General features: G+C 69.8%; 13 protein-coding genes and 2 pseudogenes. 9 read left to right on the plus strand and 6 right to left on the minus strand.

The window, feature by feature from the left end; genetic code table 11:
* Positions 1 to 213: 213 nt before the first annotated feature.
* Both PV342_RS32050 and PV342_RS32055 read left to right on the plus strand, forming a co-directional pair.
* Positions 214 to 708: a DUF6328 family protein gene (locus PV342_RS32050; RefSeq protein WP_400805063.1), complete on the plus strand. Its 495-nt coding sequence runs from the start codon at positions 214 to 216 to the stop codon at positions 706 to 708.
* Positions 709 to 790: 82 nt separating this feature from the next.
* Positions 791 to 868: a hypothetical protein gene (locus PV342_RS32055; protein ID WP_400805177.1), complete on the plus strand. Its 78-nt coding sequence runs from the start codon at positions 791 to 793 to the stop codon at positions 866 to 868.
* Here PV342_RS32055 and PV342_RS32060 read toward each other — a convergent pair.
* Positions 862 to 969 (minus strand): annotated as a pseudogene (locus PV342_RS32060) (class I SAM-dependent methyltransferase); the annotation flags it as partial. The gene PV342_RS32055 and the pseudogene PV342_RS32060 overlap by 7 nt on opposite strands.
* Before the next feature lie 706 nt (positions 970 to 1,675).
* On the opposite strand from PV342_RS32060, the gene PV342_RS32065 reads away from it, so the two are divergent.
* The 3 genes from PV342_RS32065 (at position 1,676) to PV342_RS32075 (ending at position 6,414) form a co-directional block, all read left to right on the plus strand.
* A complete protein-coding gene (locus tag PV342_RS32065; protein ID WP_361007722.1) occupies positions 1,676 to 1,813 on the plus strand; it encodes a hypothetical protein in 138 nt (45 codons plus the stop codon).
* Positions 1,814 to 2,531: 718 nt separating this feature from the next.
* A complete protein-coding gene (gene lanL / locus PV342_RS32070; RefSeq protein WP_500319725.1) occupies positions 2,532 to 5,237 on the plus strand; it encodes a class IV lanthionine synthetase LanL in 2,706 nt (901 codons plus the stop codon).
* 79 nt (positions 5,238 to 5,316) lie between these two features.
* Positions 5,317 to 6,414, plus strand: coding sequence for an LLM class flavin-dependent oxidoreductase (locus tag PV342_RS32075; RefSeq protein ID WP_500319727.1), 1,098 nt, complete (start codon positions 5,317 to 5,319; stop codon positions 6,412 to 6,414).
* A gap of 138 nt (positions 6,415 to 6,552) precedes the next feature.
* Here PV342_RS32075 and PV342_RS32080 read toward each other — a convergent pair whose 3' ends face one another.
* The 4 genes from PV342_RS32080 to PV342_RS32095 all read right to left on the minus strand — a co-directional run bounded on the left by PV342_RS32080 (position 6,553) and on the right by PV342_RS32095 (position 12,377).
* Positions 6,553 to 8,316, minus strand: a complete 1,764-nt coding sequence (locus PV342_RS32080) for an AfsR/SARP family transcriptional regulator (RefSeq protein ID WP_500319729.1) — start codon at positions 8,314 to 8,316, stop codon at positions 6,553 to 6,555.
* 238 nt (positions 8,317 to 8,554) lie between these two features.
* Positions 8,555 to 10,309, minus strand: coding sequence for an ATP-binding cassette domain-containing protein (locus PV342_RS32085; RefSeq protein ID WP_500319731.1), 1,755 nt, complete (start codon positions 10,307 to 10,309; stop codon positions 8,555 to 8,557).
* The gene (locus PV342_RS32090; protein ID WP_500319733.1) at positions 10,306 to 12,042 is read right to left on the minus strand and encodes an ABC transporter transmembrane domain-containing protein; all 1,737 of its coding nucleotides are present in this window, start codon (positions 12,040 to 12,042) and stop codon (positions 10,306 to 10,308) included. Before PV342_RS32090 ends, PV342_RS32085 begins: the two co-directional genes overlap by 4 nt.
* Before the next feature lie 62 nt (positions 12,043 to 12,104).
* Positions 12,105 to 12,377, minus strand: coding sequence for a hypothetical protein (locus tag PV342_RS32095; RefSeq protein WP_500319735.1), 273 nt, complete (start codon positions 12,375 to 12,377; stop codon positions 12,105 to 12,107).
* Positions 12,378 to 13,837: 1,460 nt separating this feature from the next.
* Between PV342_RS32095 and PV342_RS32100 the strand changes: the two genes are divergently transcribed.
* From PV342_RS32100 to PV342_RS32115, 4 genes and pseudogenes are all read left to right on the plus strand, one after another.
* Entirely contained in the window at positions 13,838 to 15,037 is a 1,200-nt protein-coding gene (locus tag PV342_RS32100) for a hypothetical protein (protein ID WP_500319736.1), read from the plus strand.
* A 571-nt stretch (positions 15,038 to 15,608) separates the two neighbouring features.
* Positions 15,609 to 15,938: pseudogene (locus PV342_RS32105) on the plus strand (AraC-like ligand-binding domain-containing protein); the annotation flags it as partial.
* Between the two features lie 514 nt (positions 15,939 to 16,452).
* Entirely contained in the window at positions 16,453 to 16,584 is a 132-nt protein-coding gene (locus PV342_RS32110) for a helix-turn-helix domain-containing protein (protein ID WP_500319738.1), read from the plus strand.
* Between the two features lie 355 nt (positions 16,585 to 16,939).
* Positions 16,940 to 19,726 (plus strand): ATP-binding protein, encoded by a 2,787-nt coding sequence (locus tag PV342_RS32115; RefSeq protein WP_400805058.1) that lies wholly within the window; start codon positions 16,940 to 16,942, stop codon positions 19,724 to 19,726.
* Between the two features lie 406 nt (positions 19,727 to 20,132).
* Here the strand turns inward: PV342_RS32115 and PV342_RS32120 are convergent, their stop codons facing one another.
* Positions 20,133 to 20,588 (minus strand): hypothetical protein, encoded by a 456-nt coding sequence (locus PV342_RS32120; RefSeq protein WP_500319741.1) that lies wholly within the window; start codon positions 20,586 to 20,588, stop codon positions 20,133 to 20,135.
* Positions 20,589 to 20,898: the final 310 nt, after the last annotated feature.

Below are 20,898 nucleotides of genomic sequence, written 5' to 3' on the forward strand. Positions count from 1 at the left end.
GTGTGGCTGGATGAACCCAATGCTCGTACTCCTTGCTTTCCCTGGGCGGTAGGAGGGGTGGACCCTGTCGCGGCAAGCCGCCCTGCAAGGCATTCGACTTCGCCCGAACGGACCGACACAGGTCGCGTCGCCCGGCGCCACCTCTTGGGATGGCAGGAGAACTCCCGTTGACAGTCCTGCTGAGTCCCCGCCCGCCCTGTGAATTGAGATGCGATGGCCGCCGACGGCAGTACCTCCGGACGCTGTGAGACTGAGGAAGAACGCGCGGACCGCAAGTGGGCCGACCTCATTCAGGAGGTGCGCGTCGCCCAAACGGGGGTTCAGATCTTGTTCGGCTTCCTACTGACTGTGGTGTTCACTCCGCGCTTTGCGCAGCTGGAGAACGCGGACAGAGTCATCTACATCGTCACTGTCGTCCTAGGAGCCTCGGCCACCGGCGCCCTCATCGGGCCGGTGTCGTTCCACCGCTTGGTGTCGGGGCTGCACATTAAGCCGCAGACGGTGCGATGGGCTTCCCGCCTGACATTCATCGGTCTGTTGCTACTCCTTCTGACAATGACCGCGGCGCTCTTGCTGGTGCTGCGCGTGGCCACGCACGACTCCTTCGTCCCCTACCTAGTCTGCGCGGTCCTGGCCTGGTACTTCCTGTGCTGGTTCGCGTTGCCTTGCTGGGCGCGGGTTCGCTTTGCTCGTCACCGGCATAAGTGACTGACGCAGACCACGGCCTTCCTCGACCAGTGAGTGAGCCTTTTCAGCGTTGCCTCTCCAGGGTGAGTACGGCTCTTGCCTGGTGTACCTGCGCAAGCACGACACCCTCGCCCAGATCGCGGCCGGCTTCCGGCTCAGCGTCGGCACCGCCAACTCATAGCAGCACTGGACCTCGACGAAGAACTCCTCGGTACCGCCCCTCACATGCTGGGTCCGCACAACAGCGAGCGCCCCGCGCGGACGCAGCGCCTTGGCAGCCTTCGCCATCGGCCGACCATTCCTGAAAAGGGACCGCGCCGGTCACCAGCGCGGCGACAGTGAAGCACACGGGCGCAGCGGCGCGGCGGTACAGCCCCATCGCGTGGCGGCGCTCCCGACAGGTGCCTGCGGTGCCCGCATCTCCGCAAGGTCGGAGAGGACGGCGCTCGAATGGCGGTGCAGAGGCAACGCGGCGCAGAGGCAACACGGCGCAGGCGGCGATCACCGACCAGGTGAGCTCGGGAGGCAGCTCCAACTCGCAGCTCATCATGACCTTCCGCCAGTGGTTGTCGACGACCTGCGGCCACACTCCGGTCAGGTCGAAGGTGTCCGAGACAGGAAGGGCCGACGCCTCCCGGCTCGGCCGTGCACTGCCCGCGAGGACCCGCGCTGGCGTGCATCCGAGGGGCCTCGGTACCGAGCCGGCCTGCCGAACGACCCGCTACGGGTCCCGGGCGGCCCGATGCTGAGCGGTGCGGGCCCGTGCTGTCCGCCGCTGCCACGGTTTCGGACCGTCGGAACATCAGGCCGACCGGCCCGGATCGGTCAGGACGCGACCACTCACGAGGCCTCTGGCCCAGGCTGCGACGCGTTGTCCACACGGTTCCCACGTCGATGCCAAGTGCCGCTGTCAGCATGAACGGCAACGGGGGACCGATTCGCTCCAGAGCACGGTCGTCCGAGTACATGTCTACGAACGGAGAATCCCATGAACATCGAGATCGCTTACGACGACAACATCGACCTCCTCGAGGCCCTGACCCGTCTGCCCGAGGAGCGCCCCGAGGAGACGCGGGCCATGCGGTCCTGCTGGAGCAGCAACCTCAGCCGCCGCTGGACCATCTGACCCACCGCAGTCGGCTCGTTGGCCCTCCCTGATGGGAGGTCAACGAGCCGAACCGCACCGCGGCGGAATGTCGGGCGGACCCGAACGCCGGGACCGCCCGTCCCGAACCTCCGCCCCGTCTTCGGCCCTCGGCCCAGGGTGTGCACCAGTGCCGCAGCCCGCGCGTACGGCCCGTCATAGGCCCGGCTGCTCCAGCAGCTCCGTTGCGGAAGGCGGTGCGGGCTTCAGCGTGCTCGTTCCACTGGGCGCTGGTCCGGCCGCTGTCCTCGGTCTCGATCAGCTCTTGCAGCATGCGCTCGGCGACGTTGCGGACGAGTCGATCCCGTCCCCCGTGCGTAGTGGCTCCAGCAGGCGTTGTCGGTCAGTCTGGGGCAAGGCCATCGGGCACCTCCAGGGTTGAACTGGCCGTTCACCAGGGGGATTACGCGGCGGCTTGCCTCATGCGCAGGGAGCGGAGACGGTCAGCGGGCACCCGCCCGCGCACACCCGCACAGTGATCGCCTACGCCACCACGTGCGACGTCATCTCGGCGCACCCTGACATCCCGGGCGATCACGTCATGCGGCGGACCGGGACGCGATGGGCGCGATTCCACAGGGATGCCATACCGCTGCGATGGCTCGTGGTGACACTGGATGTCGTACCCGGACCAGGTACCCGGCGTTGTCTCCCCGGTGGGCCAGTACCGGGCATGCCCCCCACGGAGAGTAGGACCGCAATGAAGAGCGACGGAGAGCACATCAGCGTGTTCGCGAGCATCGTGGACGACGTGCTGGGTGACGAGCGTGGTGGCTGGGAGACTCACGACGGTTCGCACTGGTACGAGCTGACGCCGTCACACTCGCCCCGCAGGCTCCAGGGCTGGAAGATCCATCTCTCGGCTGAGCCGGGCAGCGCCGAGGAGGTGCTGCGCCGGGCCGCCTCCATCCTTGTGGTGGAGCGCTGCGCGTTCAAGTTCACCCGGGATCCGTCCGCGTTGCGCCGCTCGTTGGGCCGCGGCTTCGACCGGGCCGGAAGCGGCAAGTTCCTGACGGTCTACCCGGCGGATGACGACCGCTTCCGGGTTCTGGCGAAGGAGCTTCACGAGGCGACAGCCCGGCTCTCGGGACCGCGCATCCTCTCGGACCGCCCCTATGCGCCGGGCAGTCTGGTCCACTACCGCTACGGAGGCTTCTCGCCCGTCTCGGAGGTCGGTGAGGACGGCATGCGCCGCGACATGCTGGTCCGGCCTGACGGAACGATGGAACCGGACCTGCGCGTACCGTGGTTCCGGCGCCCCGATTGGGCGCAGGACCCGCTGGAATCCACCGGAGAACCACGGGCCGCCAGGGAATCGCCCCCTTCCGTCCTGCTCAATGACCGGTACCGGGTGACCGGGGCGATCCGTCACACCAATCGCGGCGGCGTCTACCGAGCCTTGGACACCGCGGCGGGCGACGCCCGCGTCATCATCAAGCAGGCGCGCCCGTACACCGACATGCAGTCGGACGGTCGCGACGCCCGGGAGATGCTCCTCAATGAGGCGGCCGTCCTGACCGGTCTCCAGGACATGGGTCTGTGCGCCCGCTTCGTGGAGGCGTTCACGATCCACGACGAGCAGTTCGTGGTGCAGAGCGAGGTGGACGGTCAGACGCTCGAGAACTGGGTGCTGGACAGGACGGCGCAGGGCGACGAACTGCCCCTCGACGTCTCACTTGCCTGCGTCGACGCGCTGCTCGAACTGCTGGGGCGGGTCCACGCCGCGGGTTTCGTACTGCAGGACTTCTCGCCGGGGAACGTTTTGCGTCGCGCGGACGGGAGCCTGACGCTGATCGACCTGGAGACCGCCACGCGTGTGGGCGAGCTCGGCGGCGACCTGATGACTCCCGGGTTCAGCGCTCCCGAGCGGCGATCGGCCCGGCACCGCGGCGCCTCCCGAACGGCTGAGTTCGCGGATGACCTGTACAGCCTCGGCGCCGTCATCTGTTTCCTCGCGGTCGAGCAGCCCCCCTTGCTGGTTCCTGACCGGGGAGCGGCGACGCGTCCGGACAGTCGGCGACTGAGAGGCTGGCTGGACGCGGCGGCGGCGGCCGGGCGGCCGCTGGCACGCCGGGTGCGCGCCGTCGTCGAGGGATTGACCCAGGAGGAACCGGGTGAGCGATGGGGCATCGACCGGGCGCGTTCCGTCCTCTTGTCCGGGGCGCAGGTCGCGGACGTAGCCGCCGACGCCCCGGGACCCGAGAGCCTCCTCCTTGGCACCCTCCGGCATCTCCTGGCATCCGCGGGCGCCCACGGACGCGAGATGTGGCGGCCGGACCCTCGCATCGACGGCATCGTGCCGGGAACGGTCATGCACGGCACGTCGGGCGTCGTGTCGGTGCTCCTGCGAGCCTGGTCGCACCGGGCATTCTTGCCCACCGCCGATCGCGAGCGGCTCGAGCGGGCGCTGGAGCGCGCCGACCGCTGGTTCGACGCAATGCTGACGGCGCCGGGCCCGGCCCATGCCGGCCTGTTGGGGGGGCACGCCGGCGCCTTGTGGGTCGCCCATGACCTCGCCCGGGTCGTGGGCGACCGGACCAATCAGGAACGAGCCCTCGCCATGGCGGCGCGGCTGCCCCTGGACGGGAAAGTGCCCGATCTGTACCACGGGGCGGCGGGCACGGGAATGGCGCTTATCCACTTGTGGCGCGTCACGGGTGACGAGCGGATGCGGGCGGGCGCCCTCGCCTGCGCAGATGCCCTTCTCCGGCAGGCGGTCACCGTGGGTTCGGCACCCGCTTGGCCTACGACGTCGTCCGGGGGGCACACGCCCGGTTCGGGGGGAGCGGAGAGGATGTACCAGGGCTACGCCCACGGAAGCGCGGGAATCGGGGCGTTTCTGCTGGAGGTGGCGTCCGAGTGGGACGACCCGGCCTGCCACGGCGCCGCGATGGCGGTGGGGGCGTCACTGGTCGACAGCGCCCACCTCGTGGAGACCGGCGCGGGACAGGCGGCGTGGTGGGACATGGAGGCCGAGCGTCCCGGTGAACGTCAGTCCGGTTGGTGCCAGGGCTCCGCCGGCATCGGATCGTTTCTGCTGCGCCTGGGGGAGGCGACCGGGGAGAACGGCTTCCGAGTTCTCGCGCGGCAGGCGGCGGCGGCGGTGGGCCGGACGCTCCCCCACCTGGGGCCGGGGCTGTGCCACGGCTTCGCCGGCTCCGGCCATTTCCTGCTGGACATGGTGGCCGCGGATCCCGGCGACGCCCGGATCAAGGAGGCGGCACAGTCCGCTCTGCCGTGGCTCGCGGTCCGCGGTACGGTCACCGACGGTGACGAGTACGTCCTCGCCGGAGAGGCCACCCAGGACAGCCGGGGACAGGTCCTCGGCGTCGGTTTCGGCGTCGCGGGTGATCTCGACTTCCTTCTCCGCTCTGTCCACGGCGGGTCCGGCCCCTGGCGCCCCTGACCACCGTCGGGCCTGCCGCGTCGGGTGTTCGCGCGCGGCCGGGCTGCCCAGGCACGTCGAGACCTACCACCAAGAAGGAATGCCACCCGTGTCCCACCACGATATTCATGGCCGCTCCCAGGGCGACGCACCCGTACCGCTGTCGGTTCTCGATCTCCTGCCCATCGGTGCCGGCCAGTCGGCCGCGGACGCGGTGCGGGCGAACGTCGCCCTCGCGAGGCTGGCCGAGTCCCGCGGGTACCACCGCCTTTGGATAGCGGAGCATCACAACTCGCCGGCGATGGCCAGTTCTTCTCCCGCGGTGCTCCTGGCCCACCTCGCGGCTCACACCAGCACGCTCCGGCTGGGCTCCGGCGGCATCATGCTGCCGAACTTCGCACCGCTCGTGGTGGCCGAGCAGTTCGGTACCCTCAACGCCCTGATTCCGGGCCGGGTTGATCTCGGTGTCGGCCGGGCTTTCGGCACCTCGAAGGGAGCTGCGGCGGCACTGCGCCGTGATGGCAGGCCGCAGGAGGGAAACGACTTCCCCACCCAGGTGGACGAACTCATCCGCTATCTCGACGGTGAGGTACCAGATGTCTGGCGCGATGTCGACGCGCGAGCGGTCCCCGGACCGCACCGGCCCGGGGGCGGGCCGGGACAGCGCCCTCCCCTGTGGATTCTCGGCTCCTCGGTCGGCAGCGCGCGGATGGCCGCGACCCTCGGTCTGCCGTACGCGTACGCGCACCACATCGCTCCCGAGGACACGCGGGAGTGCCTCGCGGCGTACCGTGAGTCGTTCCTCGCATCGGACTGGCTGACCAGGCCCTATGTCGCGGTCGCACTGACGGCGTTCGCGGCTGAGGACAGGCGGCGGGCCCTCGCCCAGCTCCTCACCGGCGCACTGGCGACTTTGTGGTGGCAGCGCGGCAGGCTGGAACCTCTTCCCACCCCGGAGGAGGCGGCGGCACACCCCCTCACGGACGAAGACAAGTCGGCGCTAGCGGCCGCCCTGCGACATGCCGTCTTCGGGACCCCGGAGGAGGTCCGCGCGGGGATCGACGGGTTCGTGGACGACACCGGAGCGGACGAGGTCCTGCTGACGTCGCTCGTCCACGGAACCGATGCCCGGCTGCGCTCGTACGAGTTGATCGCGGACGCCTACGGGTTTCCCAAGGAGCGAGCGGAGACCCGCTGAAGGACGGGAGTTGGGAGCCCCAGCCGGCGGGAGCCTCCGAAGGGGGTTCGTGGGCCGCTCTCGGGGTCGCCCGCGATCTTCCGGGCCCGGGTCCCTCGCCGCTATCGCCGGACCGGCCACCAGAATCAAGAGGACGGGTCAGTTCCCGGAGAAGCCAGCCTCCCCGCAGGTCTCTTCGCGCACGAAGTGACGTTCTGCCGGCTCCGTCAGCGGGCCGGACGCCTCCGCGACGGGGCGGTCGGCCGCCGACGGCGCGGCGGAACCGGCCGTGGAGCTTTCGTCACCTGGGTTGGAGACCCGGACGAGAGGCTGTCGCACCCGGCGGCTCGGCGACGTGAACGACGTCTCGAAGAGTCGGTCCGGGCTCAGAGCGCGATCCTGCGCCCGCCCGAAGCGGGACGCGCGCAATCGCGCGGCGACGGAGCGGAGCGAGGGACCGGAGTCGTCGTGGGAAAGGTAGATCGCGACCGTGAGGTTCAGGGGGATGCCCCCGCACAGTTCGAGGATCGCGCGTGTCGCCGGCAGGTCGTTCTCGACGCGGCGCACTCCCAAGTGCCGCACCAGGAATTCGCGGGCCTCCGCGTCGGTGAACGGCCGCACGTACAGGGGCTGGATCTGGTAGGCGGTCTCCACCTGCGGCAGTCGGGTCTGGCTAGTGATCAGGGCGGATGATCCCGGGGTGCCGGGGATGAGATCGGTCACCTGGTGTGAAGCCGCCATGTCGTCGAGCACCACCAGTATCCTCCTGCCCGCCAGCAGGCTGCGGTACAGACTGGCGGCCGCGTCCTGGGTGGGGGGCAGACGATCGGGGCCCACTCCTAGCGCCATCAGAAAGTCGTTCAGCACGGATTGGACGGACCTCGCCTCACCATCCCGGCCGAGGGAGCCACGGAAGTCGGCGTACAGCTGGCCATCGGGAAAACTGCCGATCATCCGGTGCGCCCATCGCAGCGCCAGAGCGGTCTTGCCGACGCCCGGTACGCCCACGAGGAGTCCGACGATCGGCTGCGACGGGGCCGGGCCGACCGTGGCGTCGAGGCGCTCCAACATGGTTGAGCGGCCGACGAACGTGTACGTGGGCGCCGGGAGCTGCATCGGTCTGATGGACGCGGTCTCCTGCTCGGGAGACTCCCCGCGGGAGCGCGCGCCCATGCCCGGCGGCAGCGACTCCTCGTTCCTGAGGACGCGCAGATGCAGTGCCTTCAGTCGCGGAGTGGGGTCCAGACCGAGCTCACTTCGCAGGCGGTCCTGCAGCTGGACGTACACCTCCAGCGATCTCGCCTGTCGACCGGACTGGTGGAGCGCGAGCATCAGCAGCTCATGCATTCCTTCGTGGAGAGGGTGGTGAATCACCAGAGAGGCCAACTCGGCCGCTGCTTGTCCGGCATGACCGAGCGCCAGCAAGCATGTCATCCGCCGTTCGGTGGCGGCCAGCAGGAGCTCCCTGTGCAGCTCACGCTGCTGCTGCGCGAAGGGGCCGGGCACGCCGACCAGCGCCTCCCCCGCCCCCACCTCCAGCGCTTGCTCCAGTAGGCGGAGTTCAGCGGCGGTGTCCGCGGTGTCGCGGGCGGCAACCGCTTGCGCGTTGAGTTCCTCGAAGCGCCAGGTGTCGACCTCCCGGACCGCCGAAAGCAGGTAACCGCCGGGGATGGAAACGATGTTCGGACAGTACGGGGCGAAGACTCGGCGAAGCCGGTACACATAGCTGCGGACGGATGTGCCGGCGGCGGAGGGCGCTTCCTCGCCCCATACCGCACTGATGATCCTCTCCATGCTCACGGGCTTCCCGCGGGCGAGGAGCAGGGCCGCCAGGACCGCCTTCTGTTTGGCGCCGCCGAGCGGCAACTCTCCATCTGGTGACCAGGCTCGCACGGTTCCGAGAACGGCGAATCGAATCTGCATGTGCTGTTCCACTTCAGTTCACAAGACCCCGGGAGCCGATCACAGCGCCCCGAGGGACGATCGGAGAGCCGGCCGGGGGCGTTCATGCACTCCGGTCGGCGGTGTTCGCCGTCCTATGGCGCCGCACCTCGGTGCGCGCCCCTTCACGGGCGGTTTGAGGGCGACAGGGCCTGGCGTTTCCGAACGGAAGCGAGCGCCTACGGGCGTCGCGCCTCGTATCCGTTCGGATGCCCGGGTCTCACACAGCAGTCGGCACGCTCCCCCCGCCGTCCGCCGTTGCCGCGGGCTCCGCCTCCGGGTCCCAGTTGCCGACGAGCTCCGCGTAGCGCGGAGACACCGCCATCAGGTGGTCGTGGGAGCCCGCAGTGGTCGCGCTCGCGTCGATGACGAGGATGGAGTCCGCTCGCAGGGCGGAAGAGATCCGGTGGGCGATCACCAAGAGGGTGCCCGGACGCTCGCGGAAGGCCGCTTCGGCCGTCTCCTCGACATCAGGGGCGACGTTGCTCGTCGCCTCGTCAAGGATGATTACCGAAGCCTCACTGAGATAGATCCGTGCCAGGACGAGTATCTGCTGCTCACCCGGTGCGAGCCCCTGACGGGAGATCTCGGCGTCGAGCCCTCCCAGGCGCGTGACCGTCTCCGTGGCACCGACCGCGTGAACCGCTCGCCACACCTGCTCGTCGTCGGCGCCGGGGGCCAGATAGCGCAGGTTCTCGCGCACTCGGCCGGCGAAGATGTACGGCTCCTGCGGGACGACCGCGATCTCCTTCCGCAGGCGGCTGCTGTCGAGTTCGGCGAGCGGAACGCCCCCGAGGGTCACCGACCCGGTGGTCGGGCGGAGAAGCCCCGCGATCAGGTGTGCCACGGTGGATTTCCCGGCTCCGCTGGTGCCGACCACCGCCAGATGCGTGCCGTAGGGGATGTCCAGGGTGAGGCCGTACAGGACGGGCGCCGCATCAGGGCGGTAGCCGAAGCCGGCCTCCTCCAGCCGGACATCGCCACGCCGGGGCACCCTGACGCCCGTGGCCGCCGCGGGTGCTCCCCCCGCGGTCGACCACGAGCTGAGCCGTCTCATGGCGGCTCCCAGTGGAGCGGCGGTGCTGCTGGCGCTCTGGGACAGCGCTCTCAGGCCCGGTACGAGACCGGCGTTCACATACGTCACGAGCCCCACCACCCCGCCGGCGCTCAAGGTGCCGGCGGAGGTCAGTGAGGGCGCGAGCAGGAGAACGAGGAGGAGCGGGCCGTATCCCCCCACCGCGACGACCAGGCCGCGCGCGACTCCCGACCGTGCGAGATCCCGCAGTACGGAGGCGTTGTCCGCGACCGCGCCGTGGAGGTCCCTCTTGGCACGTTCGGTGGCGCCCGCCGCCAGTACGTCGCGAAGCGATTCGGTGACAGCACCGGTGAGACGGGACAAGGTCTCGTCGGTGCCGAGGACGCGGTCGTTCACGGCCGCCAGCGGTCGCACTTGCCACCGCAGCAGCGCCACGGCGCCGATCGTCAGGGGGAGGCACAGGACGAAGGCGGTCACATTCAGCAGAGCCAGGCCCGCCATCGCGGACACCAGGCTCAGTGTCGCGTTCAGGCCCGATATCAGCAGCGCACCGGCCAACCTGCGCAGCGACTCGACCTGGGACACGAGCTTCGCGACGACATCGTGGCGAGTACGGTCACCGCCGTTGGCGACGGCCCCGCTGACAGCCGCCGTTACGACTTTCACGGTGGCGAGATGGCGTATCGCCTCGGAGACCTCGGCCTGGTACCGGACCGAGTACGCGTTGGCGAGCACGCGCAACGCCAGGGCTGCCAGGGCGGACAGCAGCCAGCAGAACCCGACGGCGGGGCGGTGGGCCAGGAATCCCTCGTCCAGTGCCTTGGAGACCGCGTACCCGGACACCAGCACGGGCGCGGTCTCGGCGACGGACCCCAGCAGGAGCCTGATCGCAGGGCCGCGCTCCGCTGCCAGTTCGCTTCCCGTGAACAGCCGGTTCACTCAGCACCTTCCTTGCTCGCGAGTACCTCGGCCACGCCGAACAGCGCTCGGTATTCGGGATCGGGCCACAACTGCCGGTGCGGGGCCAGAGCCCGGACCTTCCCGTTCTCGAGCCACACCACCTGGTCCGCCGCCGCGGCGATCATCGGTCGCCGGGCGATCAACAGGCGGATCCGCCCGGACAGCGCGGCCCCGAGTTCCCTGCTCACGTCGACCTCGGTAGCCGCGTCGAGGCTGGAGAGCGCGTCGTCCAGTACCACCACCCGCGCGTCCTGCACCAATGCCCGCGCGATACCCAGTCGCTGGACTTCTCCGCCGGACAGCCGCACATCAAGCAGGGGTGTCTCGTACCCGTCCGTCAGTTGTTCCACGAAATGTGAGGCGTACGCCGTACCGGCCGCCTGCTCGATCCGCGCCAAGGGCGTGTCGGGCCGCCCGTAGGCGAGGGCGTCGCGAATGGTGGTGCCGACAAGCCCCGGCCTCTCGAAGGCGAACGCCGCATCACCCGGTCCGACCCGTACCCCGCCGAGGCAGACCGATCCCGACACGGGCTGGAGCAGACCGCCGGCGACCAACGCCAGTGTGGTCTTCCCCGATCCGGGCGCTCCCACGAGAGCGAAGGCCCGACCCGGCGGCACGCGCAAGGAGACACCGGTCAGTGCGGGGGTATCCCCGCGCCGCACGCTGACGTCCGTCAGGACGAGTCCCGGCTCCGCGGCCGCGGCGGCCTCCGCGTCCGCGGGGCGCGGCACCGCCGGGCTGAGGATCTCGGCGACCCGAAGGGCGCTGGCCAGGATCTGCGGTATCGCCGCGAACCCGGCCGCCTCACTGAAGAAAGGGATTCCCACGGCCAGATAGCCGGAGGCCGTGACGAGCGCACCGGACTCCAGCCTGCCCGCAGCCACCGCCGCGCCGGCCACGGCGAGCACGGCGACCTCCGCGGCTCCCGCGACCGCGAAGGCCACCCGCCCGGCCCGTCCCATGGCGACCCAGTTCTGTCGTCCGGTGACGCCCAGTTGTTCCAGGGGGTCCAGGACGCGGGCTATTTCCCGGTCCCTCGTCCCATTGGCCCAGATGGTGCGGGCACCGAGCAGAGCGTCCGTGAGACGCCCGGCCACGCCACTGAGCGTCGCCTGGTAGTCCTGGTATCCCTGGAGGGAGCCCATCGAGATTCCGCGCACCACCACGGAAGAGAGCACCAGGGCGCAGAGGAAGATCACGGCCAGCGGCCAGTAGAGGAGCAGCAGCGCCACGGCGATGTAGAGGGAGCCGATCGCCGCGATGGCCGTCGCGATGGCGTCGTAGGACGCCCGTGCCACGTCCATTGTGGAACCGATGAGCCGCGCCGTGAGGTCACCGACGGCGAAACGCTCGTGGATCGCCAGTCCTTCGTCCAGGACGCGGTCCACGACTCGTCCGCGGAGCCACCGCGCTGTCTCGCCCACCGAGCGGTTCCTGGCGTAGCTGGCGATCATCGTCGCACCGGTGTTGACGACAAGGACGGTCAACAGCAGCCCCCAGGAGCCGACCCGGCCGTGCTCCATCACATCCTGTACTAGCTTCCCCAGGAGATAAGGCAAGGCCAGAACGGTCAGGGTCACCAGGCAGGACGCCAGGGCCGCAGTAACATTCCAACCGGGACAGACCAGTACGGACTTCCGCAGGAGCGCCCAGGCGGCGGCTCGTTCCTGCCGCCGTTCCGATTCCCTCTCCCGGAGGGCCGTGTCTTTCATTCGTTCATCCAGTCATCGCAGTAGGCACGGTCTGCTGGCCGCTCGAAGCGGGGCGATGGTCACTACGGAACCGATGCGCCGACCCCGTGCCTGCCCTCGGCGGGCGCGCCGACCAGGGCCATGAAGTGCTCCCAGTCCCAGCCGTCGGCCGGGTCCCAGTGCATGCCGGACACGGTCGCCGACGACGGGCCGACAACGTTGTCGTAGCCCACGATGTGCTGCCGGTCCAGCGGGATGACGGCCACCGAAACCGCGACAACCAGCGCATCGGCCGCGGCCGGCAGGCCGGTCCCACGTCGCTTGGCATGCCGGCGGGTGGATGTACCTGATGTCATCAACCATCCCAACTCCTGAACGACGGCCTGCTGCGTAGCACGCCGTCAACCAACGCCCCGACCTGCAAATCACCTTCGCCGACGCCTTGAGCCGCTGCGAGACCCCGCCTTCCGAACCGCCCATGAGGTTCGTTCCTGTCTTCGTGTGCGGATGATGATTCGGCACATCGGATCTCGGGTCTCGTTCGACGCTCAAGCCCGATGAACGGCAGGCCAAAACCGCATCGAGGAGCCTACGCATCACCGCATGGCCGGGCATGAGTCATATGACCTGTCTGCTGCGGGGCAGCTACCGTCATGTTTCCCTCGGTGAACCGCACTTGTGGCCCTGGAGCCTCGCCGAAGCAATGGGAGGGGCGGAGGAGGCGGCGGGCGACGAGAAGCATCCGGGGCACCGAGGTGCTGGGGACGGGCGAAGTCCGACAGCTGCCGTCGGCTTTCCGCGCGCCACACCAGACGGTTGAGGGGGCTGAGAAGCTGTTGTCTTTCCATAGGCGATCTCCGCGTTTTTGCTGGTCAGGCATGATGTTGGCGGCTCGGCGGCAGGGATGACGTGTCGTGTCGTCTCTTCGATGGGGGTGCCGGATGCCGTCGGTGATGCGTCTGTTGGAGGAGCGGGAGCGTGCTGCCCGGCAGCGGGTGGAGGCGCTGCAGGCAGAGTTGCGGGATGCGGAGGCCGCGCATGGGAGCGGTTCGTGATCGCCCGTGAAACGGTCGGCAGGTCCTGACGGAACCAAGCGGTCGCGGATGGCGAAGCCCCAGCGGCGCGCGATGGCTGCCACGGTCTGCCCCGCCGCAAGGTCAGGGCGTACGAGGTCCCTCTGGCAGGCCTCGAGCCGCAGGCGCTGGATCCACCGGCTGACGGAAATGGGTTCGCCCTGGAAGAGGCGATAGAGGTGGCGGACAGGGATGTTGTGCGCCGCCGCGACGGACGCCGAGAAAGGTGGGAGGTCATGGAGGTGAGTGCGGATGTAGGTGCGCAGGCTCAGCAGCAGGGCTGCCTCCACGGCGGACGTGGTCGCCTCCTCGACGTCGTTCCCCTCCAGCACGACCAGGGGCGTCAGCACGCAGATGATCCCTCGCCTGGGGAACCCACTGCGCGGCACCGCACTCGACGCGGATTCCACTCGCTTGGTCGTCGGACGCCTGGTCGGCCTGGCGGTCAACGAATCGGTGGCCATGGTCCGCGAGTCCGCCCTGAACTCGATCAGCGAGGCGTTCAACCACCACAGCCTGCCCCTGGACCTTGTCGAACCGCTGGCCGCCGCCATGCCGACGATGGCACGAGAACTCCTCGCGCACACCGTCTACATCTTCGGCGCCATGCACGATCCGCAGGCCCACCCACTGATCGAGCCCGGCGGCCTGAACCGGCCGGGTCGGTCGTCCGTCGACTCCGGCGGTGCCGCGGCCACGAAATGCCACGGCGCGAGGTGCGCTCGGGTCGGTAGCCTCTGCCCGTGCGAAGCATCGAGCTACTGGCGCCGGCCGCTCGGCAGGTCGACGCCGCCGGCCTGCGCGAACTGGACGCCGACGAACTCGCCCGGTACGTGGCCGATCCGGCCCACCCGTGGTGGCGGCGCGAGCCGTGCGTGCGGGCGCTGGCCGGTCGAGTGCCGGAGGGGCGGGTCGCCGAGCTGATCGCCCGCGTCCAGGATCCGGACGACACGTCCGAAGTCCGCATCGCGCTGCTCGACCTGCTGGGGACCCGGGCGGAGTTGCTGCCCTGGCTGCGGCACGAGGACCGACGGGGAGACGACGACTTCGGCATGCGCGAGGCCTTCCTCGCTGCCCGCGGCCGGCTCGGCGACCGCTCGGCCCTACCAGAGCTGGCAACCCTCGCCGCCTCCGAGTGGCCGCGTCAGCAGGCGGTCGGCAAGGCCGGGCTGTACGCGCTGGCCCGGCGGTACGGGAACGAGGCGATCCTGGCCGACCTCGGCGACGAGCGGCCCGAGGACCGGGCGGCCCGCCTCCGGCTGCAGGACGAGGAACTGAATGTATTCGCGCTGGCCGACCCCGACCGTTCCGTCGCCTTCCTGGCCCAGTCTCTGCTGACGGACGAGCACAGCCTGCGCGCCTACCTGAACGAGGCGCCGACCACAGAGGCGAAGCTCTGGGCCGCGTACGCGCTGTACCACCTCACGGAGGACGCGGCCGAGGCCCGAGCGATCTACGACCGCCTGGGCCGCCCCCGGGTCGAGGTGGCCGGCCTGGACGAGGAACTGCGTGGCGTGATCGTGCACGAGTACGCCGGGGGCTGCAAGGAGCGGAGCGACCCGCGTTGGCGCGTCGAGGTGCTCTGCACCGAGCCCCCGGCCCGGCCCGACCAGGACGAGCAACTCGGCCGGGCCATGGCCGCGCTGACCGCCGCGGGCTTCGAACCGGCGTCCCCGGTCTCCGCCGGCAACCACCACCAGCAGGGCGAGGGGACCTACCACGTGATCGCGTGCCGGGGGAGCCTGGTGCACGTCAGTACCCTCGGCCGGTTCGCCACCAGCTACGACGCCGACCACTCGGCCCGTCAGGCCCTGGAAGCCGCCGGGTTCCGCTGGATCGACGACGAGACCGGTGCGATCAAGGTCACCGACCTCTGCGTCTACTACTTCGGCGGGCGGGTGCCCCTCACCGTGGACACCCTGCTGTTCTCCTGGCAGGACTAGCGAAACAAGCCCTACCCAGGCCGGCCCATCCACACATGTGTTCGCGCTGGGAGCGTTGCGTCGCGGCAAGGGGGTTGAGCAGTTGCTCGGACCGGTGGAGCGGGGCGGCCGGCGCGGCGTGCGCTGGATCGCATCCAGCCCTGGCCGTGCTGGCGTCGGGGGGCAGGCTGCCCCGTGGGCGGGCAACGCCTGCGCCGGCCTCAAGTGACGCCGCCCTTGTAGGAGGAGAAGGTGATGGCGGCGGGCGTCGTTGCGGCGGCGGCCGGGGCGGGGACGATGACGCGATGCCCGTCAGGGACGCGCCGGATCGGCTATCGGCCGACGATCACCGACCTCGCTCCGCGGCGGGCCTCCGGGCGGGTCCTCGGCGCTCTGAACGCTCGCGACCACCCCGACGGAGTGCAGCAGCCGTGGCGCGCCTCTGCGGATAACCCGCAGTGTTTCCGTCGCGTGGCCCGCACGCGACGAAAGCGATCTACCGTTCAGGTGTCGGTTTCCGGCCACCTTGGGGATCGCGCAGGGGTGCTCCAGGGCGTCTTCGTGATTCGGCTCTCACTGAAGCGGAGGCATCATGATCGAGGCGTTCCGCACCGACGCCCACCCACCCGGCGAAAGAACGGAGTACTGGGTGGAGGCAGTCCGTCAAGCTACCACCCGGTTCGAGATACGGCCCCGCGACGACACCGCCCTTTGCGGGTCCCTCTGGGCGGCGTCGGTCGGGGAGATCCATGTCGGCCATGTCGACGCGGGCCCTCAGCGCATGGCCCGCACCCGGACGATCATCTCCGACGAGTCCGACGCCCCTCTGCTGCTGAGCCTCCAGGAGGCGGGCAGCAGCGTCGTCGCCCAAGGCGGACGAGAGACGCTTCTCACCTCGGGATATCTGGCCGTGTTCGACGCGCGGCGGCCCTTCCTGCGGGCTCCCCGGCCGTTTCCGCCAGAACGTCGCTGCCGTCCCCTTCCAGATACTGGACGTTCCCGGCTCGTATCTCGCCGCGCTCATCGGCCAGGTGTATCCCCCTACGCACTACATCGGGGGAATCCTCTCCTCCTTCGTGAGCCGGCTCGCCGCGGCGGCCGAGTCCGGGACTGCCTGCCAGGCGCGGAACAGCACCTGCAGCGGGGGGCTCACCGACGTGCTCATCGCGCTGGCCGCCCACAAGGGGCGGCTGCACAGGGACCGTCACGCCGACTGCCGCGGAGACCCAGCGGCTGCTTGTCCGGGACTACACCACAGCACACTTGCACCGGCGGGACCTCTCCCCGGCCACGATCGCCGCGGCTCACCGCATGTCCGTGCGCTATCTGCACAAGCTGTTCCAAGACGAGGACATGTCCGTCAGCCGGTGGATCAACCACAAGCGGCTGGAAGCCTGCCGCGAGGTTCTGCGCGTCCCGCCGCGGCCGGCTCGACGGTGGGAGAGATCGCGCGGAGATGGGGCTTCGTCAGCCCCGCGCACTTCAGCCGGAGCTTTCGTGCCGCCTACGGCCTGTCCCCTGGCGAGTGGCACCGCACGGCCAGCGACCGACCCCCTGAGCGTGCGTGACCGGTCGCCAAGGCGACATGCCGCCGGCAGCCGCGCGCGACGCGTCCTCGCCGCGGCCGTCCTGCCGCCCCCGACCGATCCTGGGCCGTGACACGCCGCTGCGGCCATGAAAGCCCCGTGAGGAGCCTGGCACAGCGGCCCGCGCCCGGCACAAAACGCCGGCAATGGCCATTCAGAGGACAGTGGGCGCCTCACCGGCCGGCGCGAACAGCGTCCGGTCCGGGATCACGTCCTCGGCAGGCGTTCACCGGACGCCGGACCCGTTGCGGCTCCGCCGCAACGGCGGGACAACCAGAGCAGCGGGGCGGACCGATACTGTGCACCCTGCGTGACCGGAAGTTGTTGGGAGACGTTCGTGAGCCGCGATCACCATGTCTATGACTGCGAACCGGAGAATTTGGTCGGGCGTCGGCAGGACCTGGAACTGATCGACGACCTCCTCGACCGTCCGGCGGACGCCCCGGGGGCCTTGCTGCTGTCGGGCGAGCCCGGGGTGGGTAAGACCGCCCTCCTGAACGCGGTCGCTCAGCGCGCTTCGGCGGCCGGTGTCCGGATCCTGCGGGCGGCGGGCGCGGAATACGAGACGGACACGACGTATTCCGGTCTCAACCAGTTGCTTCTCCCCCTCCATGAGGAGATCGAGGCCCTCGACGACCTCTACCGTCAGTCGCTCCAGGTGGCCCTCGGTTTCGGTACAGGGCCACCGCCCCAGCGTCTCGTCGTCGCCAACGCCACACTGGCGTTGCTGCGTCGGGCGGCCGTGCAACAGCCGCTGGTACTGATCGTGGACGACCTTCCCTGGATCGACCGGGCCAGTGCGATGATCCTCGGTCTTGTGGCGCGCCGCCTCACCGGTACCGGTATCACCTTCCTTGCCGCGGCTCGCGCGGAAAGCGGAGGCTTCTTCGAGAGGACCGGCCTGCCCACGCACGAGGTCCTTCCGCTGGACGACCGATCGGCACGCCAACTCGTCGGTATCCGTCATCCGGGCCTGGTGTGGAGCGTGGTGCACAGGGTTGTCACCGCCGCCCAGGGCAACCCGCTTGCGCTTCTGGAGCTGCCCACCGCCCTGACCGGACCCCAGCGTGCCGCGCTGGAACGGCTCCCGGAGGTTCTGCCCTTGGGCCAGCGCCTGGAAGCCCTCTTCGCCGCACGTGTGGCGGGCCTGCCGTCGGCCTCCCGCCGTCTGCTCCTGATCGCCGCGCTGGACGGGACCGGCGACCTGGCCGTCCTGCAGCGCGCGGGAGAACTTCCTTCCGTCCAGGCCACCCTGGTGGACCTTGGCCCCGCTGAACAGGACGACCTGGTCCGGATCGATGAGGGCGACCACCGGCTGCGCTTCCGGCACCCTTTGATCCGCTCGGCGGTCGTCGGAGCCTCCACCGCCGCGGAACGCCGTGCGGCACACTGCACCATCGCCGAGGTTTTGCATGATCGGCTCGAGCGCCGGGCATGGCATCTGGGCGAAGCGTCGGTGGAACCCGACGAGGATGTCGCCGCCCTCCTTGAACGCAGCGCTCACCTGGCAAGCACACGCGGTGACTCCTATGCAGCCATTCGCGCTCTCACACGAGCCGGACACCTGAGTCCCGCGGTACACGACCGCGCACGCCGGCTCGCCCGGGCAGCCTTCATCGGCGCCGACGCGACCGGCGAGCTGGTCAACGCCTCCCACCTTCTCGAAGACGCCCGGCAGGCGGGCACCGACGACCACGCTTCCCTCTACTCCGCGGCGGCCACGGTCCACGTGATGCTCAACGGCACGGGGGACATCGACATGGCTCATCATGTGATCGTCAACGCCATCGAGGAGACACTGAAACGAAGCGATGCCTACGATCCCGCGCTCGACGAAGCCCTCTATGTGCTCATGCTGCTGTGCCACTTCGGCGGCCGGCGGGAACTGTGGCAGGCCTTCCACAAGGTCGTCGCACGCCTGCCCGCCCTGCCTGCCGTGATGAGGGTGTCCGCGGCGGCACTCGGCGATCCCGCCCGCGTCAGCGTCGCCGCGCTGCGCGAGCTGGACGAACTCCTCGCCGGGCTTGCCCATGAGAGCGATCCGACGAGTATCGTCCGCATCGGTACCTCGGGTGTCTACGTGGACAGGCTGTCCGGTGCGCGCGACGCGGCCCGTCGTATCTGGCGCCAGGAACGGGATGCGGGCCTGGCCGTCAAGAAGCTGGGCGTCCTTCCGCTGCTGTGTCAGGACGCCTTCAACACCGGCCGGTGGGACGAGACGATCCGCTTGGCCGACCAAGGGCTTCTCTTGCGGGAACAGGTCGACTACCCGTTCTACACCTGGTATTTCCGGTACGAGAAGGCGCTGGTCGCGGCGGCACGCGGTGACGTCGGTTCCGCCGTGGAGACAGCCGACGCGATGACGTCCTGGGCCGTCTCCCGCGGTGCGGGCCAGATGATGACCGCTGCCACGCACATCCGGGTGCTGAGCGCTTTCGCGGACGAGGACTTCGAGAGCGCCTTCCGGTACGCGGAGGCCATCAGCCCCGCCGGCACGCTGCCGTGCTATGTCCCCCATGCGATCTGGGTGGTGATGGATCTGGTGGAAGCCGCCGTGCTTACGCACCGCCGGGCAGCGGCGACCGTCCATGTGCGGGCCGTCCAGGAAGCGGGGATAGCGAACGTCTCGACACGCCTCGCGCTGCTCGTCGGCGGAGCCGCGGCCGTGGCTGCCACGGCGGACGACGAGGCGACGGCGCTGTTCGAGCGGACTCTGTCGCTTCCGGGCATCGACGACTGGCCCTTTGAGCGGGCGCGTGTGGCCCTGGCCTTCGGCGAACGGTTGCGGAAAGCGAAAGTGACCAGCGCCGCCAGAGAAGCACTGTTGACGGCGCTGCCCATCTTCGAGGAGCTCGGCGCGCGCCCGTGGGCCGACCGGGCCGGACGCGAACTCAGGGCGACCGGGTGGGCAGTCCTGCGTGAGTCGGGCTCCGCCGGGCTCACGCCACAGGAATCGGAGGTAGTCCACCTGGCCGCCTCCGGACTCACCAACAAACAGATCGCCGAGAGGCTTCACCTATCCCCCCGCACTGTGAGCGGCCACCTCTACCGGGTATTTCCCAAACTTGGAATCACCACCCGCGCGGCTCTACGCGACGCCCTGGCCGACCTGGACGGGCAATGATCTCGTTGCGTCGGCTCCCTCCAGCCTGAACCCGGCAGCAGGGTGAGCTTGCCAGCAGAGGGACTTCCTCCCCGAGGCGATCCGCTCTGAGCGTGGAGAGTGGGACGGCCATCGCTCCGCTGTGACTCGCTCCCCTGGCAATGGAAAAGGCGGGACCGTTGGATACGGTCCCGCATCGGCGGGGTAGCTCAGAGTTGACTTGGTGGGCGCTCGCTTCAGGCTCAGGTCCCGGCTGATCGTCTGTGTGTCGTGCTTGCCTGATTGTCCGCGGCGCTGGTGCGCAGCGTGACGGACTTCGCTTTGGCGGGGGCGTTCAGGAGAGTGCTCGAGCCCGCTGTTCCATGGGTCAGGAAGCTGCTGCCAGGTGGCGTAGGCGTTGTAGACGTCGCCCGGCCTCCTGGTGCCTTCAGGAGACGGCGACGACGCCCACGGCCGCCGAGCCGGTCTTCGCCCGCAGCAGGACGTCGTAGAGGTACCGGTCGCCGGCCCGCGGGGCCACGGTCGCCCGCGCCCCGGTGGGCAGCGCGCGGGAGACGGCCTCGTGCCGCTCCCCCGGCGCCGAGCCGCTGACCGCCACGAGCCGCACCAAGGTCCTCCCGATGTTCTCGAACGTCACGGAACGGGTCCGGGGGCATGGGCCGTCGTGCTCACCGGCGCAGTGGAAGCGGACGTCGCCGAGGCCCACCAGGCCGCAGGAGACGTCGGTGACGAAGGCGAAGTGCGAGGAGCAGACGGCCCCCACCCGCAGGTCCTGCGCGGGCGTCTCGGCAGTCGTTCCGGCGGGGTGGGGGGCGTCCGCGCAGGAGACGGCGGACAGACCGAGGGCGGTGGCGAGTGCTGCGGGCAGGAGTGCTGTGCGCACCTGTGGCTCCAGATGTGGTGCGGTCGGTGAGTCGGTGCTCACCGCGGTGCCCCGCCCGTGCGAGACCGGCGCGGGCGAAAGGCGGAAGGGGCAGGGTCCCGGACGCGGGTGGGGCCCGGAAGCCGTGGCTCACGGGCCCCACCCTCAGGCGTCGGACGGGTGTCAGCGACCGTCGTGCGCGGGGCGCTGCGTGGCGATGACGTCGTTCGCGTAGACCAGCGCGGTGCGGTGGTTGTACTGGATCGTGTACATCTTCTTGGCGCCGAAGACGACCTTGCCGTCGGCCTTGAAGTAGTCGTCGGTCAGGGCC

Source organism: Streptomyces sp. PA03-3a, from assembly GCF_033792735.1.
Taxonomy (GTDB): domain Bacteria; phylum Actinomycetota; class Actinomycetes; order Streptomycetales; family Streptomycetaceae; genus Actinacidiphila.